The 15,124-nt window shown below is 65.9% G+C and carries 14 protein-coding genes; 10 read left to right on the top strand and 4 right to left on the bottom strand.

The window, feature by feature from the left end; all coding sequences use genetic code 11:
• Position 1: 1 nt before the first annotated feature.
• From mobA to K3152_RS09075, 8 genes are all read left to right on the top strand, one after another.
• On the top strand, positions 2-574 hold the full coding sequence (gene mobA, locus K3152_RS09110; protein WP_221573820.1) for a molybdenum cofactor guanylyltransferase: 573 nt from the start codon (positions 2-4) through the stop codon (positions 572-574).
• Positions 575-642: 68 nt separating this feature from the next.
• A complete protein-coding gene (locus tag K3152_RS09105; RefSeq protein WP_221573819.1) occupies positions 643-1,719 on the top strand; it encodes a CaiB/BaiF CoA transferase family protein in 1,077 nt (358 codons plus the stop codon).
• A gap of 28 nt (positions 1,720-1,747) precedes the next feature.
• On the top strand, positions 1,748-3,169 hold the full coding sequence (locus K3152_RS09100) for an aldehyde dehydrogenase family protein (RefSeq protein WP_221573818.1): 1,422 nt from the start codon (positions 1,748-1,750) through the stop codon (positions 3,167-3,169).
• On the top strand, positions 3,169-3,618 hold the full coding sequence (locus K3152_RS09095; RefSeq protein WP_221573817.1) for a MaoC family dehydratase: 450 nt from the start codon (positions 3,169-3,171) through the stop codon (positions 3,616-3,618). The genes K3152_RS09100 and K3152_RS09095 overlap by 1 nt, the downstream gene beginning before the upstream one ends.
• 60 nt (positions 3,619-3,678) lie before the next feature.
• Positions 3,679-4,347, top strand: a complete 669-nt coding sequence (locus K3152_RS09090; protein ID WP_221573816.1) for an exopolysaccharide biosynthesis protein — start codon at positions 3,679-3,681, stop codon at positions 4,345-4,347.
• 64 nt (positions 4,348-4,411) lie between these two features.
• Complete coding sequence (locus K3152_RS09085) at positions 4,412-6,367, top strand: DUF3604 domain-containing protein (RefSeq protein WP_221573815.1); 1,956 nt, start codon at positions 4,412-4,414, stop codon at positions 6,365-6,367.
• Entirely contained in the window at positions 6,364-7,149 is a 786-nt protein-coding gene (locus tag K3152_RS09080; RefSeq protein ID WP_221573814.1) for a peptidyl-prolyl cis-trans isomerase, read from the top strand. Before K3152_RS09085 ends, K3152_RS09080 begins: the two co-directional genes overlap by 4 nt.
• Positions 7,146-8,114 carry a HupE/UreJ family protein gene (locus K3152_RS09075; protein WP_221573813.1) on the top strand — a complete coding sequence of 323 codons (969 nt, stop codon included), beginning with the start codon at positions 7,146-7,148 and terminating at the stop codon, positions 8,112-8,114. Before K3152_RS09080 ends, K3152_RS09075 begins: the two co-directional genes overlap by 4 nt.
• Here K3152_RS09075 and K3152_RS09070 read toward each other — a convergent pair.
• Genes K3152_RS09070 through K3152_RS09055 form a run of 4 tightly spaced genes read right to left on the bottom strand, consistent with a single transcriptional unit; the run spans position 8,084 to position 12,334 of the window.
• Positions 8,084-9,508, bottom strand: a complete 1,425-nt coding sequence (locus K3152_RS09070; protein WP_221573812.1) for an efflux transporter outer membrane subunit — start codon at positions 9,506-9,508, stop codon at positions 8,084-8,086. The two genes, K3152_RS09075 and K3152_RS09070, sit on opposite strands and share 31 nt — an antisense overlap.
• Entirely contained in the window at positions 9,508-10,500 is a 993-nt protein-coding gene (locus K3152_RS09065) for an efflux RND transporter periplasmic adaptor subunit (RefSeq protein ID WP_221573811.1), read from the bottom strand. The genes K3152_RS09070 and K3152_RS09065 overlap by 1 nt, the downstream gene beginning before the upstream one ends.
• Entirely contained in the window at positions 10,500-11,204 is a 705-nt protein-coding gene (locus K3152_RS09060) for an ABC transporter ATP-binding protein (RefSeq protein ID WP_221573810.1), read from the bottom strand. Before K3152_RS09060 ends, K3152_RS09065 begins: the two co-directional genes overlap by 1 nt.
• Entirely contained in the window at positions 11,201-12,334 is a 1,134-nt protein-coding gene (locus K3152_RS09055; protein WP_221573809.1) for an ABC transporter permease, read from the bottom strand. Before K3152_RS09055 ends, K3152_RS09060 begins: the two co-directional genes overlap by 4 nt.
• Positions 12,335-12,476: 142 nt before the next feature.
• Between K3152_RS09055 and K3152_RS09050 the strand changes: the two genes are divergently transcribed.
• Positions 12,477-13,058, top strand: a complete 582-nt coding sequence (locus K3152_RS09050; RefSeq protein ID WP_247713331.1) for a TetR/AcrR family transcriptional regulator — start codon at positions 12,477-12,479, stop codon at positions 13,056-13,058.
• 82 nt (positions 13,059-13,140) lie between these two features.
• Positions 13,141-15,105 carry an ATP-dependent zinc metalloprotease FtsH gene (gene ftsH / locus K3152_RS09045; RefSeq protein ID WP_221573807.1) on the top strand — a complete coding sequence of 655 codons (1,965 nt, stop codon included), beginning with the start codon at positions 13,141-13,143 and terminating at the stop codon, positions 15,103-15,105.
• Positions 15,106-15,124 lie beyond the last annotated feature (19 nt).

The raw sequence follows: 15,124 nt of genomic DNA, 5'->3' as shown, positions 1-15,124 counted from the left end.
CATGCTGGTCGCCGTACTTGCTGGCGGCGAGGGCAGGCGCATCGGCGGTAGCAAGCCGCAACGGCTGCTGGCTGGCGAGACCTTGCTAGAGCGGGCGCTGGCAACGGTGCGCTATTGGGACAAAAAGCCGGTCGTCGTGACCCGCTACGACCTGCCCGATACAGGATGCGAGACAATCCGGGACCGGAGCGGTATCGAAGGACCGCTCGCGGGCCTCGCCGCTGCTTTCGACCACGCCCGCGAAACGGAAGCGGCCTGCCTTCTCCTCCTCGCCTGCGACATGCCCTTCCTGCCGGGCGACGTGCCCGAGCGGCTGGCATGGATGGTCGATGGCGGCGCCAATTGCGCCATGGCGCGCAGCGGCGGGCGAGACATTCCGGTCTGCTCCATGTGGAGCGTCGCGGCACTGGGGCGCGCCCTGCCGCAATATCTCGAGGGCGAGGATCGCTCGCTGTTCGGGCTGGCCAATATGCTGAACTACGTGACGGTCCAATGGGACGCGGGCGAAGGAGACCCTTTCTTCAATATCAACACGCCCGAAGATCTCGCCGAAGCCGGGGAGCGGCTCGGCTGACGCGTCAAACCGGTTGCAATTGCGGACCGTTTCGCTTTGGTGGCGCAAACGCCATTCGGGAGAGAGCAATGAGCAACGGACCGCTGACCGGCCTTCGTGTCGTCGAATTCCAAGGCATTGGACCGGGGCCGCATGTCGCGATGCTGCTCGCCGATCTGGGCGCGGAGGTCGTGCGTATCGAGCGGCCCGGGCACCAGCCGATGAATGCTGTGGTTGAGCGGGCGCGCAACCGGGCGGCGGTCGATCTGAAGAGCGAGGATGGTCAGGCTTTCGTCAAGAAGGCGCTCGCTAGTGCCGACGTGCTCATCGAAGGCTTCCGACCCGGCGTGATGGAACGCCTCGGCCTTGGTCCCGATGTCGTGCTCGAGGCAAATCCGCGTATCGTCTATGCACGCATGACCGGCTGGGGGCAGGACGGGCCGTTGGCGCAGGCGGCGGGGCACGACCTCAACTATATCGCCATCACCGGCGCGCTCGACAGCATCGGGGCGAAGGGCGAATTGCCCATCCCGCCGCAGAACCTCGTCGGCGATTTCGGCGGCGGGTCGATGTATTGCGCCTTCGGTATCCTCGCCGCGCTTTACGAGCGGCAGACCAGCGGCAAGGGGCAGGTGGTCGATGCCGCGATTGTCGATGGCGTCACCAGCCTGATGAGCTTCTTCTACGGCCAGCCGCACAGCGCGCTTCGCACGACGGAACGCGGTGCCGGCCTGCTGGGCGGAGCCGCGCATTTCTACCGCTGTTACGAATGCGCCGATGGCAAGGAAATCACCGTCGGGGCCATCGAACCGCAATTCTATGCTGAGCTGCTCGCCCGCGCCGATGCGCCGAAGGAATTGGCCGAAGGACAGTTGAACCCCGCAAACTGGGACGACTACACCGAAAAGCTCGCCGCGCTGTTCAAGACCAAGACGCAGGCCGAATGGACGGCGCTGCTCGAAGGCACGGATGCCTGCTATGCCCCGGTGGTCCCATTGGACGAGGCGAAAGACCATCCGCACATGAAGGCACGCGGGCTTTTCGTCGAGCGCGATGGCCGTTCGCACACCGCGCCCGCGCCGCGTTTCGACCGCACGCCGGGCGTCATCCGCGACTCTGCACAGGACGGCGAAGAGGTGGTGGCGCGCTGGGCGCAAGGGAGCTAGAGAGCCGCGCATAAGGAGAGAAATTCCCATGCGCGATTGCACCAAGTTCTACATCGACGGCCAGTGGGTCGACCCGGTCACCGAGAATACGCAGCCGGTCGAGAACCCCGCCACCGAAGAGACCATCGGCCACATCAGCTTCGGCACCAAGGCCGATGTCGACAAGGCGGTGGCCGCCGCGCGCCGCGCTTTCGAGAGCTTCAGCCAGACGTCGAAGGAAGAGCGCCTCACGCTGCTGCGCGCCATCCAGGCCGAAATCGCCAACCGCAAGGATGACCTCGCGCTCGCCGTGTCGGAGGAAATGGGCGCACCGATGAGCCTCGCCAATGGTCCGCACACAGGGCTTCTCGCAGGCCACTGCCAGACCGCCATCGAAGTGCTCGAGAAGTTCGAGTTCGAACGCCAGGACGGCCCGACGCTCCACGTGTGGGAGCCGATCGGCGTGGTCGGCATGATTACGCCCTGGAACTGGCCGCTCAACCAGATTGCCTGCAAGGTCTTCCCCGCGCTGGCGACCGGCAATACGATGATTCTGAAGCCTTCCGAGATCGCGCCCTTCGACGCCTATATCTTCGCCGAGATCATGGACGCAGCGGGTGTGCCTGCGGGCGTCTTCAACCTCGTCAACGGTGACGGTCCGGGCGTGGGCGAAGCCATGAGCGGCCATCCCGACATCGACATGATCAGCTTTACCGGCTCGACCCGCGCCGGCGTGATGATCGCCAAGAACGCTGCCGATACGGTCAAGCGCGTGGCGCAGGAATTGGGCGGCAAGAGCCCCAACATCATCCTCGACGACAGCGCCTTTACGAAGTCGGTCATGCGCGGGACCACCGCCATGATGGGCAATTCGGGGCAGACCTGCACTGCGCCCAGCCGCATGCTGGTTCCGAACAAGCGCATGGAAGAAGCCAAGGCCGCGGCGAAGGAAGCAGCCGAGGGCGTCATCCCCGGCGACCCGAAGGGCAATGCCACCATCGGTCCCGTCGTTTCGAAGGCACAGTGGGACAAGATCCAGGGCCTCATCCAGAAGGGTATCGACGAAGGCGCGACGCTGGTCGCAGGCGGCCCCGGCAAGCCCGAGGGGCTCGAAACCGGCCACTACGTCAAGCCGACAGTCTTCGCCGATGTCACCAACGACATGACCATCGCGCGCGAGGAAATCTTCGGGCCGGTCCTCGCGATGATCGGCTATGACGATTACGACGACGCCATCCGCATTTCGAACGACACCGAATACGGCCTCGCCAGCCACATCATGGGCGAGGATGTCGAAACCGCGAAGAAACTCGCCAAGCGCATCCGTGCAGGGCGTGTCGCCATTAACGGCGGCTACGACATGAACGCGGCCTTCGGCGGCTACAAGAAATCGGGCAACGGCCGCGAATGGGGCGAGTGGGGCTTCCACGACTTCCTCGAGGTCAAGGCCGTCATGGGATACGACGCGTAATGGCGGGCCGGCACTTCGACGAATGGCAGGTCGGCGACAGACTGACGCATGAAATCCGGCGCACGGTGACCGAAGCGGACAACCTCTTCTTCACCGTGATGACCCACAACCCGCAGCCGCTCCACCTCGATGTGGAAGCGGCGAAGGAAAGCGAATTCGGGCAAATCCTCGTCAACGGGACCTATACCTTCTCGCTGATGGTGGGGCTGTCGGTGGGAGACACCACGCTCGGGACGCTGGTGGCGAACCTCGGTTACGACAAGCTGGTCATGCCCAAGCCCGTCTTCATCGGCGATACGCTGCATGCGACGAGCGAAGTGATTGGCCTTCGCGAGAGCAAGTCGCGCCCGGACACCGGCATCGTGACCTTCCTCCACGAAGCGGTGAACCAGCGCGGCGAAGTCGTCTGCCGCTGCGAACGCTCGGCACTGCTGAAGAAAAGCGGCTGATTTTCCGCCGCTTGCACCCCTTTGCCCCGTTCATGCGTTACGGGGCGAAGGGGAAGCGGATTGAACAAGGCAACCGAAGGGCACGAGCCGGAAAGCGTCGAGGAAGTGCTCGGCGATCTGGACGAGCTTGCAGCCGGTCAGGACAAGGTCTGTATCGGAGATGCGCTCGACGATTTTGGCGGGCGCAGCTTCGGTCCCTTCATCATGCTGCCTGCGCTGCTGGAGATAACGCCCGTCGGCGGAATCCCCGGCGTGCCGACCTTCCTCGCGCTTATCATCGCCATCGTCGCGGTGCAGCTGTTGCTCGGCAAGGAGCACATCTGGCTGCCCGGTTTCATCCAGGACCGCGCGGTCGCGTCGAATAAGCTGCACAAGGGGCTGAAGAAGCTGCGCGGCATCGCCCATTGGCTGGACGAGCATAGCCACGGCAGGCTCGAAGGCCTGACGGAAGGCATCTGGACCAAGGTGGCCGCGGTAGTGGTCATCCTCCTGTGCTGCATGGTCCCGCCGCTCGAATTCCTGCCCTTCGCCAGCAGTGCCCCCATGCTCGCCATTGCGGCCATCGGGCTGGCGCTGACCGTGCGCGACGGGGTAATGATGCTCATCGCCCTCCTGCTCGCCATGGCGGCGGTGGGCGGGGCGGGCTATCTTGCCATGACCTATAGCGGGGACGAAGCCGAAGGCTCGCTCGAAGGCGTGCCCTTCGTCACTCCCCAGCCGATGAACTAGTCGCACCCTTGACCGGAGCCCTCGGGTAGGCGCACAGTCTCTCGACGACGGTTGGGGAGAGCCGATGCGCATCATTACTTTCACATCGACCTTGGCCGCGGCTCTCGCGCTGGCAGGCTGCAACAGCGGCGGTGCAGGCGGCGAGCCGAGCGCGGCCCAGCGCGGCGACGGCAGCGACACGGTCGAACTCGCCGAATTCCCCGACCGGCCCTATTGGGGCGACACGCATCTCCATACGGATATCTCGGTCGATGCCTTCGGTTTCGGCGTGCGGCTTGGCCCCGAAGCCGCGCTGCAATTCGCGCGCGGGGAGGAAGTTACCGCCACCACCGGGATGAGCGCGCAGCTCGACCGCCCGCTCGATTTCCTCGTCATCGCCGACCATTCGGACGCGATGGGTGCCACCCGCCGCCTCTATGATGCGCCGCGCATGATGGTGCGCGATCCGGTCCTGCGCCGCTGGTACGACATGATGCACGAGAGCCCCGACCAATCGGCCCGCGCCGTTGGTGAGCTCATCACCGCAGCGGCGAATGATGAAATTCCCGAAGCGCTGCGCGATCCGGAAAACCAGGCGCGGGCGACCCGCGAGCTGTGGGACCGCCATCTCGACATTCTCGATCGCTATAACGAGCCGGGCACCTTCACCGCCTTTGCGGGCTTCGAATGGACGCTGATGCCGGGCGGCAATAATCTCCACCGCGTGGTCATGTTCAGGGACGGCAGCGCAAGAACGCGCGAGGTGCTGCCCTATCCCGGTCTCGATGGCGATGTCACCGGGCTGTGGGATTACATGGACGCCTATGAGGAGGCGACGGGCGGGCAGGTGCTCGCCATCCCGCATAATTCCAACCTTTCGAACGGCATGATGTTCGAGCTGACCGGCCCCGATGGCGGGGCGATGAGCGCGCAATATGCCCGACGCCGCGCCGCGCGCGAGCCGGTGGTCGAGGCGACGCAGATCAAGGGCGACAGCGAGACGCATCCCTTCCTCTCTCCCAATGACGAGTTCGCAGGCTTCGGCGTGGCGGGCTGGGACCTCGGCAATCTGCCGCTCACCGCGCGCAGCACGCCAGATATGTTCGCGGGCAGCTATGTCCGCTCGGCGCTGCTGCGCGGGCTGACGCTGGAGGAGCAGCTGGGAGTGAACCCCTACGCCTTCGGCCTCATCGGTTCGACCGACAGCCACACCGCGCTTGCCACGGGAGACGAGGACAATTTCTTCGGCAAGCACACCGGGAACGAGCCCAAGGCGGACCGTGCCATGCGCCCGCAGAACCTCGGCACGCGGCAGGGGCGTTTCGGCTGGCACTATCTCGCGGGAGGCTATGCGGCCGCTTGGGCGCGGGGGAACACGCGCGCGGAAATCTTCGACGCCTTCATGCGGCGCGAGGTCTATGCGACGACGGGGCCGCGAATGGTGCTGCGCCTGTTCGCTGGGCATGATTTCGTCGGGGACGACTGGGACGGCGACTGGGTGCGCGCCGGCTATACGCGCGGCGTGCCGATGGGCGGCGAATTGCAGGACACGGGCCGCGCGCCGACTTTCCTCATTTCTGCACTGAAGTACCCTGAAGGCGCCAATCTCGACCGCGTGCAGGTGGTCAAGGGCTGGGTCGACGCCAGCGGCACGGCGCAGGAGAAGGTCTATGACGTCGCATGGAGCGCGCGGGAAATGGACGGCGCGTCGGACTCGCCCGTTCCGCCAGTGGGCGATACGGTCGACCGGCTCGAAGCGACCTACGAGAACTCCATCGGTGCGCCCGAACTGCGCGCGACCTGGACCGACCCCGATTACCGCCGCGGCCAGCGCGCTTTCTACTATGTGCGCGTCATCGAGATCCCGACGCCGAGCTGGGTGCTGTTCGATGCCAAGCGCTTCGGGTTGAAGCTGCCCGCGAACGTCGTCGAGGCGAATGTCATCCAGGAACGCGCCTATTCCTCGCCCGTATGGCTGCGCCCCGAACCCAAGCCGCGCAAGACGCCCGGCGATGCGCCGCCCATCATGAGCGAGGGATGATGCGCGAATGGCTGCGCGACCCGCTCGCGCATTTCCTGATTGCTGGCGCTGCCATTTGGGGCGTCTTGTCGCTGACCGGCGGTGAGGTCGACCCCGAAGCGCGCACCATCAGCCTCAGCCGCGAGCAGCAGGCAGGCCTCGCGCTGGCATTCGAGCGCACCATGGGCCGCGCACCGACCGATGCGGAACTCGACGCGCGCGTGGCGCAATGGGTGCGCGAGGAGGTGCTTTACCGCGAAGCGCTGCGGCTCGGCCTCGACGAAGGCGACCCGGTGGTCAAGCGGCGGCTGGCAACCAAGATGGACGAGCTCGCCAGCGCGCAGGCGGAATTGGTGCAACCCTCCGAAGAGGAGCTGCGGGCGTGGTATCGCGAGAACGCCTCCGGTTACGAGAGCGGTGGCATCTACGTTTTCGAGCAGGCCTATTTCCCGACCCGTGATGCTGCGCTGGCTGCGAGAGGTGAAGACCGACCGCGTGGCCAACCCATCAGCCTCCCGCGAAATGTCTCGGGCATGTCGGACAAGGAAGTGGGCCAACTTTTCGGAAGCGAATTCGCCGAAGGACTGTCGCGATTGGAGGCCTCTCCCGAATGGCAAGGACCGGTGGAATCGGGCTATGGCTGGCACCTCGTGCGGGTCTCTAGTCGCGACGATGGAGAAATCCCGCCGTTCGAAGACCTGCGCGAGAAGGTCGAGCGTGACTGGCGCAGCCGGACCATCGCAGCACGGCGCGAGGCAGCTTTCGAGGTCTTGCGCGAAGCCTACACCGTCGAGGTCGAATGATTCGCCTGCTGGCTGCGCTTTACCTGCTACTGGGCGCGGCTCCGGCGCTGGCCGATGAACTCCGGCCCGTCTCCATCCAGTTCACGCAAGGCGAGGACGGCCACTGGTCGCTCGATTGGAAACAGCCGCTCTCTGGCGCACGCGGCGAGGTGCTCGGCACGCCGCAAATTCCGGCTAATTGTGAGATGGGAGAGGTGTCGCGCGAGCGGGCGCGCGCGGCGGTGACCGGCCATGCCGATGTCATCTGCAACGGTCATACGGCCAACCCGCAAATCGGCTGGCCCGCCTTCCCCGGGCAGGGCGAGGCCATCCTGCGTATCGGCCCGCGCGACCGGCCCGTGCAGGTCCACCGCCTGACCCCGGATGCGCCTTTCGCCACCATCGAAGCGCGCCCTTCTTCGCTGCAGGTGTGGCGCAGCTATTTCGTCATCGGTCTCGACCACATCCTGACGGGCTGGGACCACCTTCTCTTCGTCATCGCGCTCGTCCTGCTCGTGTGTCGCGGCTGGGCGGTGGTGAAGGCTGCGACGGCTTTCACGGTCGCCCATTCGCTGACGCTGGCCGCAGTGACACTAGGCTTTGCCGGATTGCCGCAGCGTCCGGTCGAGGCGCTGATTGCGCTCTCCATCGTTTTCCTCGCGGTCGAGGTGGCGAGGGGAACACGCGAGACGCTGACGCGCCGCCTGCCTTGGCTCGTCGCCTTTGCGTTCGGCCTGCTCCACGGTTTCGGCTTTGCAGGAGCCTTGCGCGAAATCGGGCTGCCTGAGGGCGAGGTGCCCGCCGCGCTGGTGAGCTTCAATCTCGGCGTGGAGGCGGGGCAATTGCTCGTCATCGCCCTCGTCATGCTGCTGCTTGAAGCGGTGCGCAGGCTGCGTCCGGTCCTCGAGCCGCGCGTGGTGCACTTCGCCTCCTACGCCATCGGCATTACCGGGGCTTACTGGCTCATCGACCGCGTCGTCGGCTGAGGCTCGCCTCCGAGCGCCTGCCACAGCAGCACGCGCGCGCGTCTCGCACGGCCGAGCGCTGCCGCCGCCCGCTCGCCGCTCGCATCGGCAGCGCGGCGGGCTTCGAGCACGGTGAGGAAGTCGGCGAGGCCGGCCTTCTGGCGGGTCTCGGCTAAGCTGGCGGCACGGCGGAGGCTGGCAGCTTCGGCTGCAGCTGCAGCGAGTTCGCGGTCGGCGGCGGCGACGAGTCCATAGGCCGCTTCCGCATCGCCAAGTGCGGTGTAGACCGCGCCGCGATAGGACTGGAACGCGGCCTGCTTTTCGGCAGCAGCGCCGTCAATCTCCGCCTCGACGCGCCCGAAATCGAGCAGGGGTCCAGCCACCGATGCGGCGAGCGAGCCGACGATGCTGTCCTCGTCGAACAGGTCGGCGGGGCTGAAGGCGAGCAGGCCGATGACAGCGGAGAGGTCGAATGTGGGGAAGCGGCGGCGCGCGGTGGCAGCAAGCTCGGCATCCTCGGCGGCCAGTGTCGCCGCAGCGGCGAGTACGTCGGGACGGTTCGCCAGCAGCGCCGAGGGCAGGGCTGCAGGCGGCGCTGGCAGGGCAGGCGCTGGCGGGTCTAACGCGAGCGCTGCTCGCACCTGCGCCGCCCCTTGCGCGGTCAGCGTGACCAGCCTGCCGGTGAGCCGCGCGCGCTCGCTTTCGAGCGCAGCAAGGCGGCTGCGCGAGGCATTGGCGGCGCTTGTCGCCCGAACGCGGTCGAAGCCGGGGGCAATGCCCGCCTCCTCGCGCACGCCGGCAAGACGTGCCAGTTCTTCGGCGGCGGCGATGTCTTCCTCGATAGCCGCCTGCCGCGCTTCGAGCGTGCGCCAGTCGATGACGCTGGCGGCGATTTCGGCGAGCAGGGCGTTGCGCACCGCGCGCGAATTCGCGTCCGCCGCATCGACACGGGCGATGGCGGCGCGTTCCTGGGCACGCAAGCGCCCGAAGATGTCGGGGTCCCAGCGTGCGGTGAGATTGGCGGCATAACTCACCCGTTCGGTGTCGAACTCCACGCCGGTAGGCAGCGAGGCGCCGAACTGGTTCGGATTGGTGCGCTGGCCGGTCACCGAGGCGTTCGCGCCGATGTTGGGCAGCCGCTCGGCCCCTGCGCGGTTTGCACCGGCGCGGGCCTGGTCGATACGGGCAAGCACCTCGGCCAGCGTCGGAGAATTTGCCAGCGCCTGCGAAGCGAGAGCGTCGAAGCCGGGGTCTTCGGCAGGCAGGAGCCCGGTGAGCGCCGTCTCGCCCGCGGCATCGGGCGCGTAATAGAAGGTGGGAGGCAGCACTGGCGTGGGCGTCGCGACTTCGGGCGGCGGACCGCCCGCGCAGGCTGCCAGCGCCAGCGTGCTTGCGAGGAGGAGGCTGTGGCGCATCACTGGCCCTTCTTCGCCGGGATATAGGCATCGACCTGCTGCCCGACACGGAAAATGCCGCCGTCGCCCGTCGCGCTGGCAGGCAGTTCATAAATCAGCTGCAGGACGCGCACATCGACGCGCTCGGCCGCCGAATTGGTGAGCGAGCGCTTGGGGACGACACGCGGCTCGGCGCGGACGAATGTCGCCTGTACCTGCTGGCCTGCCGCACCGCGCGGGGAGACCGTGGCCGGCTCGCCCAGGGCAAGGCGCGGGGCCTGTTCCTCGTCGATATCGATGCGCACATGCATCGGCTGGGTCTGGCCCATTTCGATGAAGGGCTGTGCACCGCCGCCGCCCATGGTGCTGACATATTCTCCCTTGCGGATGTTCACGGCGAGGATTTCGCCCGCAATCGGCGCGGTGATGGTCAGGCGGCCTATCTCGGTGCGCGCCGATGCGGCTCGCGCCTGTGCCGCCTCATAGCGGGCACGCGCGAGCCGAAGGCGCTCGGCGGCGGCGCTCGCCTCGCCCTCTGCACGAATGACTTCGCTGCGGCTGACGGCAGCGGGGTCGGAGACATTGCGATAGAGCGCGAGCTGGCTGCTGGCAGTCGCCTGCGCGCTGCGGGCTTCGGCGATGGCGGCCTGCGCCTCGCGCACGGCGGCCTCGGCTTCGCGCAGCTGGGCGCGGGCCTGCCGGGCATCGACGGTGAAGAGCGTCTGGCCTTCGCTCACGCGGTCGCCCGGTTCGACGAAGAGGCCCGTGACCAGACCCGACAGCGCCGAGCCCACCTGCACCACTTCGCTCGACGGCTCGACCACGCCGGAGCCTGCCACGCGCGCGGCGTTGGCGAGCGCTTCGGGGGCACGCGGCGGTTCGCGGTCCGGCTCGGACAGTTCGCGGTCGGGCTGGCCGGAGAGGATGAAGAAAGCGGCTATCACGAGCCCCAGCACGGCGATGACCGGAAGGATCTGGCGAGTGAAGCTAAGGTTGCGGATATCGAAAGCCATCAATGGTCCTCCGGCATGTGTTTGCCGTCATGGGTGACCTTCCCGTCCTCGAGCACGAGGATGCGGTCGGCCATGTCGAAAATGCGGTTGTCGTGGGTGACGATGATGCAGGCGCGGTCCTCGGCGACCGCCACTTCGCGCAGCAGGTCCATCACGCGGCGGCCCGAAGCGGCGTCGAGCGCGGCGGTCGGCTCGTCGCAGACCACGAGGCGCGGTTCGTGCACCAGCGCGCGGGCGATGGCGACACGCTGCTGCTGACCGCCCGAAAGCTGGTTCGGCAGCTTGCCCGCCTGATCGCCGATATTGAGCTTTTCCAGCATGGCGACGGCTCTCTTGCGCGCCTCGTGCCGGTCCATCCCTTGCGCAATCAGCGGCACGGCGGCGTTGCTGGCGGCATCGATCGAGGGGATGAGATTGTACTGCTGGAAGATGAAACCGATGTTCTGGAGCCGGAACTCGACGAGGTCATCGTCGGACAAATCGTAGATGTCGGTCCCGAACACCTCGACCTCCCCCAGCGTCGGCCAGAGGATGCCGCACATGATGGAAATGAGCGTCGTCTTGCCCGATCCGCTCTCGCCGACGAGGAAGGTGAGCTCGCCCGCTTTCACGTCGAGGTCGATGCCGTGCAGGACCGTGATGGTCTGCTGGCCCGCCTTGAAATCACGCGTAACGCCGCGGGTGGAGATGGCAGGACCGCTCACCGGAACACCGATGCCGGCTCGGTCTTGAGCACGTTGCGCAGCGCCAGCCAGCCGGTCAGCGCAAGGATGAGCGTGACCGCGACGAGGCTGATAAGCGGGATCTGCCAGGGGATGTAAAAGCCCTTGAAGGTCGGGTTGGCTGAAAAGGCATAAATGAAGCCGACCGTTCCCAGCACGCCGAGCCCGTAGCCGATGAGGCCCACCAGTCCGGCTTGCGCAGCAACCATCCTGCGGATCGTCCCGTTGGTTACGCCGATGGCCTTGAGCGCGCCGAATTGCTTGATGTTGTCGCGGATGAAAAGGCTGAAGGTCAGGCCCACGATGGCCACGCCGACGATGAAGCCGAGCGCAACGGTAATCCCGAAATTGAGCGGGATGCCGGTGTTTTCGATGATGAAATCGACCCCGTCGCGGGCGAACTGTTCGCGGGTGCGGGCGCGCAGGCCGGTTTCGGCTTCGATACGGTCGACCAGTTCCTGCGAGGTCAGCCCGTCCGCCTTGCCCACCAGCACGAAGGACAGGCGATTGCGCGTGCCGGGGACGAAATTCAGCGCGTTGGAGTATTTGGTATAGAGCACCACTGTGCTGGTGAAGCTTGGGATGGCATCGGCAATCCCGCGAATGACCGCGCGCTGGTCGTTCAGCTCCAGCCTCTCGCCGATGGGGGAGGCATCGGGGAACATGCGCGTGGTGCCGACATCGTCGATGATGACGCTGTCGGGCTGCGAAAGCACGTCGACCGAACCTTCAACCATGTTCTTGGGCAGGCCGATAAGCGTCGCGTCGTCCACCCCGATGACTGCCACGCCTTCGAGGTCGCCATCCTTGGTGCGGACCGATGCGTTCGCGCGAATATGCGGCACGGCCCATTCCACGCCGGGCACACCGCGCACCTTGTCGAGCGCGGTCGAGGGCATGGCGTAGGCGACATCGGTGGTGCGGCTGACCGGGTCCATCACCCAGACATCGGCGCTGGAAACGTTGTAGACCCCGCTCGCCCCGCGCTCGAGCAGGTTCACGAAAATCGTCAGCTGCTGGGTGATGAGCAGGGTGGAAAAGGCGATTCCAAAAACTAGCCCGAAGAACTTCTGCGGGTCGCCTGTGAGCATGCGGATGGCAATCCAGATCATGGCGCTGTCATCGGCTCCGCTTGCTTTGCTTTTGCGACTCGTCCATTAGTGAACGGTAGCGTTTAACTGAACGGGACCGTTCACTTTGTCAAGCGAAGCTAAAAAGGCAGGCCGGCCGGCGGATACCGCCAAGCGCGAGGCAATGATTGCCGCGGCCTCGCGCGCGTTCTTTGACCATGGCTTTGCTGCAACCTCCATCGAGCAGGTCGCCGCCGATGCAGGCGTGTCCAAGGTGACGGTCTACAACCACTTCGGCGACAAGCGCGGTTTGTTCGCGGCAGCCGTTGAGTGCGAATGCGAGAAGATGCGCGACCAGTTCGCGGTCACACCCGACATGCGCGGGTCATTGCGCGACCGCCTCATCGCTATTGGCGAGGCCATGGTCAGCTTCCTCTCGCGTCCCGAAATGGTCCAGTTCGAACGCCGCATCGCGGCCGAGACCGAGCATGAGCCCGAAATCGGCGCGGCCTTCCTCGCCGCCGGTCCGCACCGGATGAAGGCGGCCTTTGCGGGGTTGATGCGGGCGATGAACGAGGCGGGCGAAGTCGACATCGACGACGTCGACCTCGCGGTCGAACAGTTCGCCAGCATGTGCAAGGGCATGGGCGATCTGGAGCGCCGTTTCGGCCACCCGCGCGACCCTGTGCGCGACCGCCAGCGCATCGAAGGCGCGGTCGAGGTCTTCTGCAAGGCCTATGCGGTCGATGAGTGTGAGCGGAAATAAGCGAGAAATCGGCAGCCGCTAAACTTGCCATTCACCCCCGCGCTCCTACATTTGCAGTTCAAGGAAAGGATTGCCCACAGCAATGCGCGACCAGAACGACAATTCGAACGGTGAACCCGAAGGCGGCGGACCCAACCCGTGGATCAAGAGCCTCATGGTCTGGGGCGGCGTGTTTCTCGGCCTGCTGCTGGTCGTGTCGCTGCTCGGTGGCGGCCAGCCTGCGGGCGAAGCCATGGGCTATTCCGAGTTCAAGCAGCAGGTGGCTGCCGGCGAAATCAAGTCGGTCGAACTGTCCGAGGAAACCATCACCGGCGTCGACAAGGACGGCAAGGCGTTCTCGACCGTGCGCGTGAAGGACGATCCCACCCTGACTCGCCTGCTCGACGATAATGGTGTTTCTTACGTCGGCAAGGAGCCGGACAATGGCGGGCTGCTGATCTACGCGCTGATGAACTTCCTGCCGTTCCTGCTCATCCTCGGCATCGCGATTTTTGCGCTGCGCCAGGTCCAGAAGGGCGGCGGCGCAGGCGGCGCTATGGGCTTCGGCAAGTCGAAGGCCAAGCTGCTCACCGAACGCCAGGGCCGCGTGACCTTCGACGATGTCGCCGGCATCGACGAAGCGCGCGAGGAACTGGAGGAAATCGTCGAGTTTCTCAAGGACCCGAGCCGCTTCTCCAAGCTCGGCGGCCAGATCCCCAAGGGCGCTCTGCTGGTCGGCTCGCCCGGTACGGGTAAGACGCTGCTCGCCCGCGCGATTGCAGGCGAAGCGGGTGTTCCCTTCTTCACCATCTCGGGTTCGGACTTCGTCGAAATGTTCGTCGGCGTCGGCGCCAGCCGCGTGCGCGACATGTTCGAACAAGCAAAGAAGAACGCGCCCTGCATCCTCTTCATCGACGAAATCGACGCGGTCGGTCGCAGCCGTGGCCATGGTCTCGGCAACTCGAACGACGAGCGCGAGCAGACGCTGAACCAGCTGCTGGTCGAGATGGACGGTTTCGAGGCCAACGAAGGCATCATCATCATCGCGGCGACCAACCGTCCCGACGTGCTCGACCCTGCACTGCTGCGTCCGGGCCGTTTCGACCGCCAGGTCGTGGTGCCGGTCCCCGATATCGACGGGCGCGAGAAGATCCTCGCTGTCCACATGCGCAAGCTGCCGCTCGCACCCGATGTGAACCCGCGCACCATCGCGCGCGGTACGCCGGGTTTCTCGGGCGCCGACCTTGCCAACCTGTGCAACGAAGCCGCCTTGCTGGCTGCGCGCCGCAACAAGCGCCTCGTCGCGATGCAGGAATTCGAGGACGCGAAGGACAAGGTCATGATGGGCGCCGAGCGCCGCTCCATGGTCATGACCGAGGACGAGAAGAAGATGACCGCCTATCACGAGGCAGGCCATGCGCTGGTCAGCCTCAATGAACCGGCATCAGACCCGATCCACAAGGCCACCATCATCCCGCGCGGCCGCGCGCTGGGCATGGTGATGCGCCTGCCCGAGCGGGACAACTACTCGTATCACCGCGACAAGATGCACGCGAACCTCGCGGTTGCCATGGGCGGCCGCGTGGCGGAAGAAATCATCTTCGGCCATGACAAGGTCTCGAGCGGGGCATCGGGCGACATCCAGTACGCCACCGACCTTGCCCGCAACATGGTCACCAAGTGGGGGATGAGCGACAAGCTCGGGCCGCTCCAGTACGAGCAGAGCCAGGAAGGCTATCTCGGCATGGGCCAGACCGCGCGCACCATGTCGGGCGCGGAGACGAACAAGCTCATCGACGAGGAAATCAAGCGCCTCGTCGAAGACGGCCTGAAGCGCGCCACCGAAGTGCTGACCGAACAGGAGGACAAGCTCCATCTGCTGGCCCAGGCCATGCTCGAATACGAAACGCTGACCGGCGACGAGATCGACCAGCTGATGAAGGACGGCAAGATCGACCGTCCCGACGAGCCGAAGGGCCCGGTCGCCGTGCGCAAGCCGGGCGGGACCACGGTTCCCAAGGCAGGCAAGAAGTTCGGCGGCCCTGACGAGGCTCCTGCCGGGGCGTAACTCGCAAGAGCCAAGACAT

The sequence above is a fragment of the Qipengyuania polymorpha genome, from assembly GCF_019711435.1.
Classification (GTDB): domain Bacteria; phylum Pseudomonadota; class Alphaproteobacteria; order Sphingomonadales; family Sphingomonadaceae; genus Qipengyuania; species Qipengyuania polymorpha.
This window is presented reverse-complemented; position numbering and strand designations above follow the sequence as displayed.

Excerpts from the sequence above, each read along its gene's own strand:
- K3152_RS09095 (WP_221573817.1), top strand. The coding sequence starts at position 3,169 with ATGGCGGGCCGGCACTTCGACGAATGGCAGGTCGGCGACAGACTGACG.
- K3152_RS09050 (WP_247713331.1), top strand. The coding sequence starts at position 12,477 with ATGATTGCCGCGGCCTCGCGCGCGTTCTTTGACCATGGCTTTGCTGCA.
- ftsH (WP_221573807.1), top strand. The coding sequence starts at position 13,141 with ATGCGCGACCAGAACGACAATTCGAACGGTGAACCCGAAGGCGGCGGA.
- K3152_RS09085 (WP_221573815.1), top strand. The coding sequence starts at position 4,412 with ATGCGCATCATTACTTTCACATCGACCTTGGCCGCGGCTCTCGCGCTG.
- K3152_RS09070 (WP_221573812.1), bottom strand. The coding sequence starts at position 9,508 with ATGCGCCACAGCCTCCTCCTCGCAAGCACGCTGGCGCTGGCAGCCTGC.
- K3152_RS09100 (WP_221573818.1), top strand. The coding sequence starts at position 1,748 with ATGCGCGATTGCACCAAGTTCTACATCGACGGCCAGTGGGTCGACCCG.
- K3152_RS09075 (WP_221573813.1), top strand. The coding sequence starts at position 7,146 with ATGATTCGCCTGCTGGCTGCGCTTTACCTGCTACTGGGCGCGGCTCCG.
- K3152_RS09105 (WP_221573819.1), top strand. The coding sequence starts at position 643 with ATGAGCAACGGACCGCTGACCGGCCTTCGTGTCGTCGAATTCCAAGGC.
- K3152_RS09055 (WP_221573809.1), bottom strand. The coding sequence starts at position 12,334 with ATGATCTGGATTGCCATCCGCATGCTCACAGGCGACCCGCAGAAGTTC.
- mobA (WP_221573820.1), top strand. The coding sequence starts at position 2 with ATGCTGGTCGCCGTACTTGCTGGCGGCGAGGGCAGGCGCATCGGCGGT.
- K3152_RS09065 (WP_221573811.1), bottom strand. The coding sequence starts at position 10,500 with ATGGCTTTCGATATCCGCAACCTTAGCTTCACTCGCCAGATCCTTCCG.
- K3152_RS09080 (WP_221573814.1), top strand. The coding sequence starts at position 6,364 with ATGATGCGCGAATGGCTGCGCGACCCGCTCGCGCATTTCCTGATTGCT.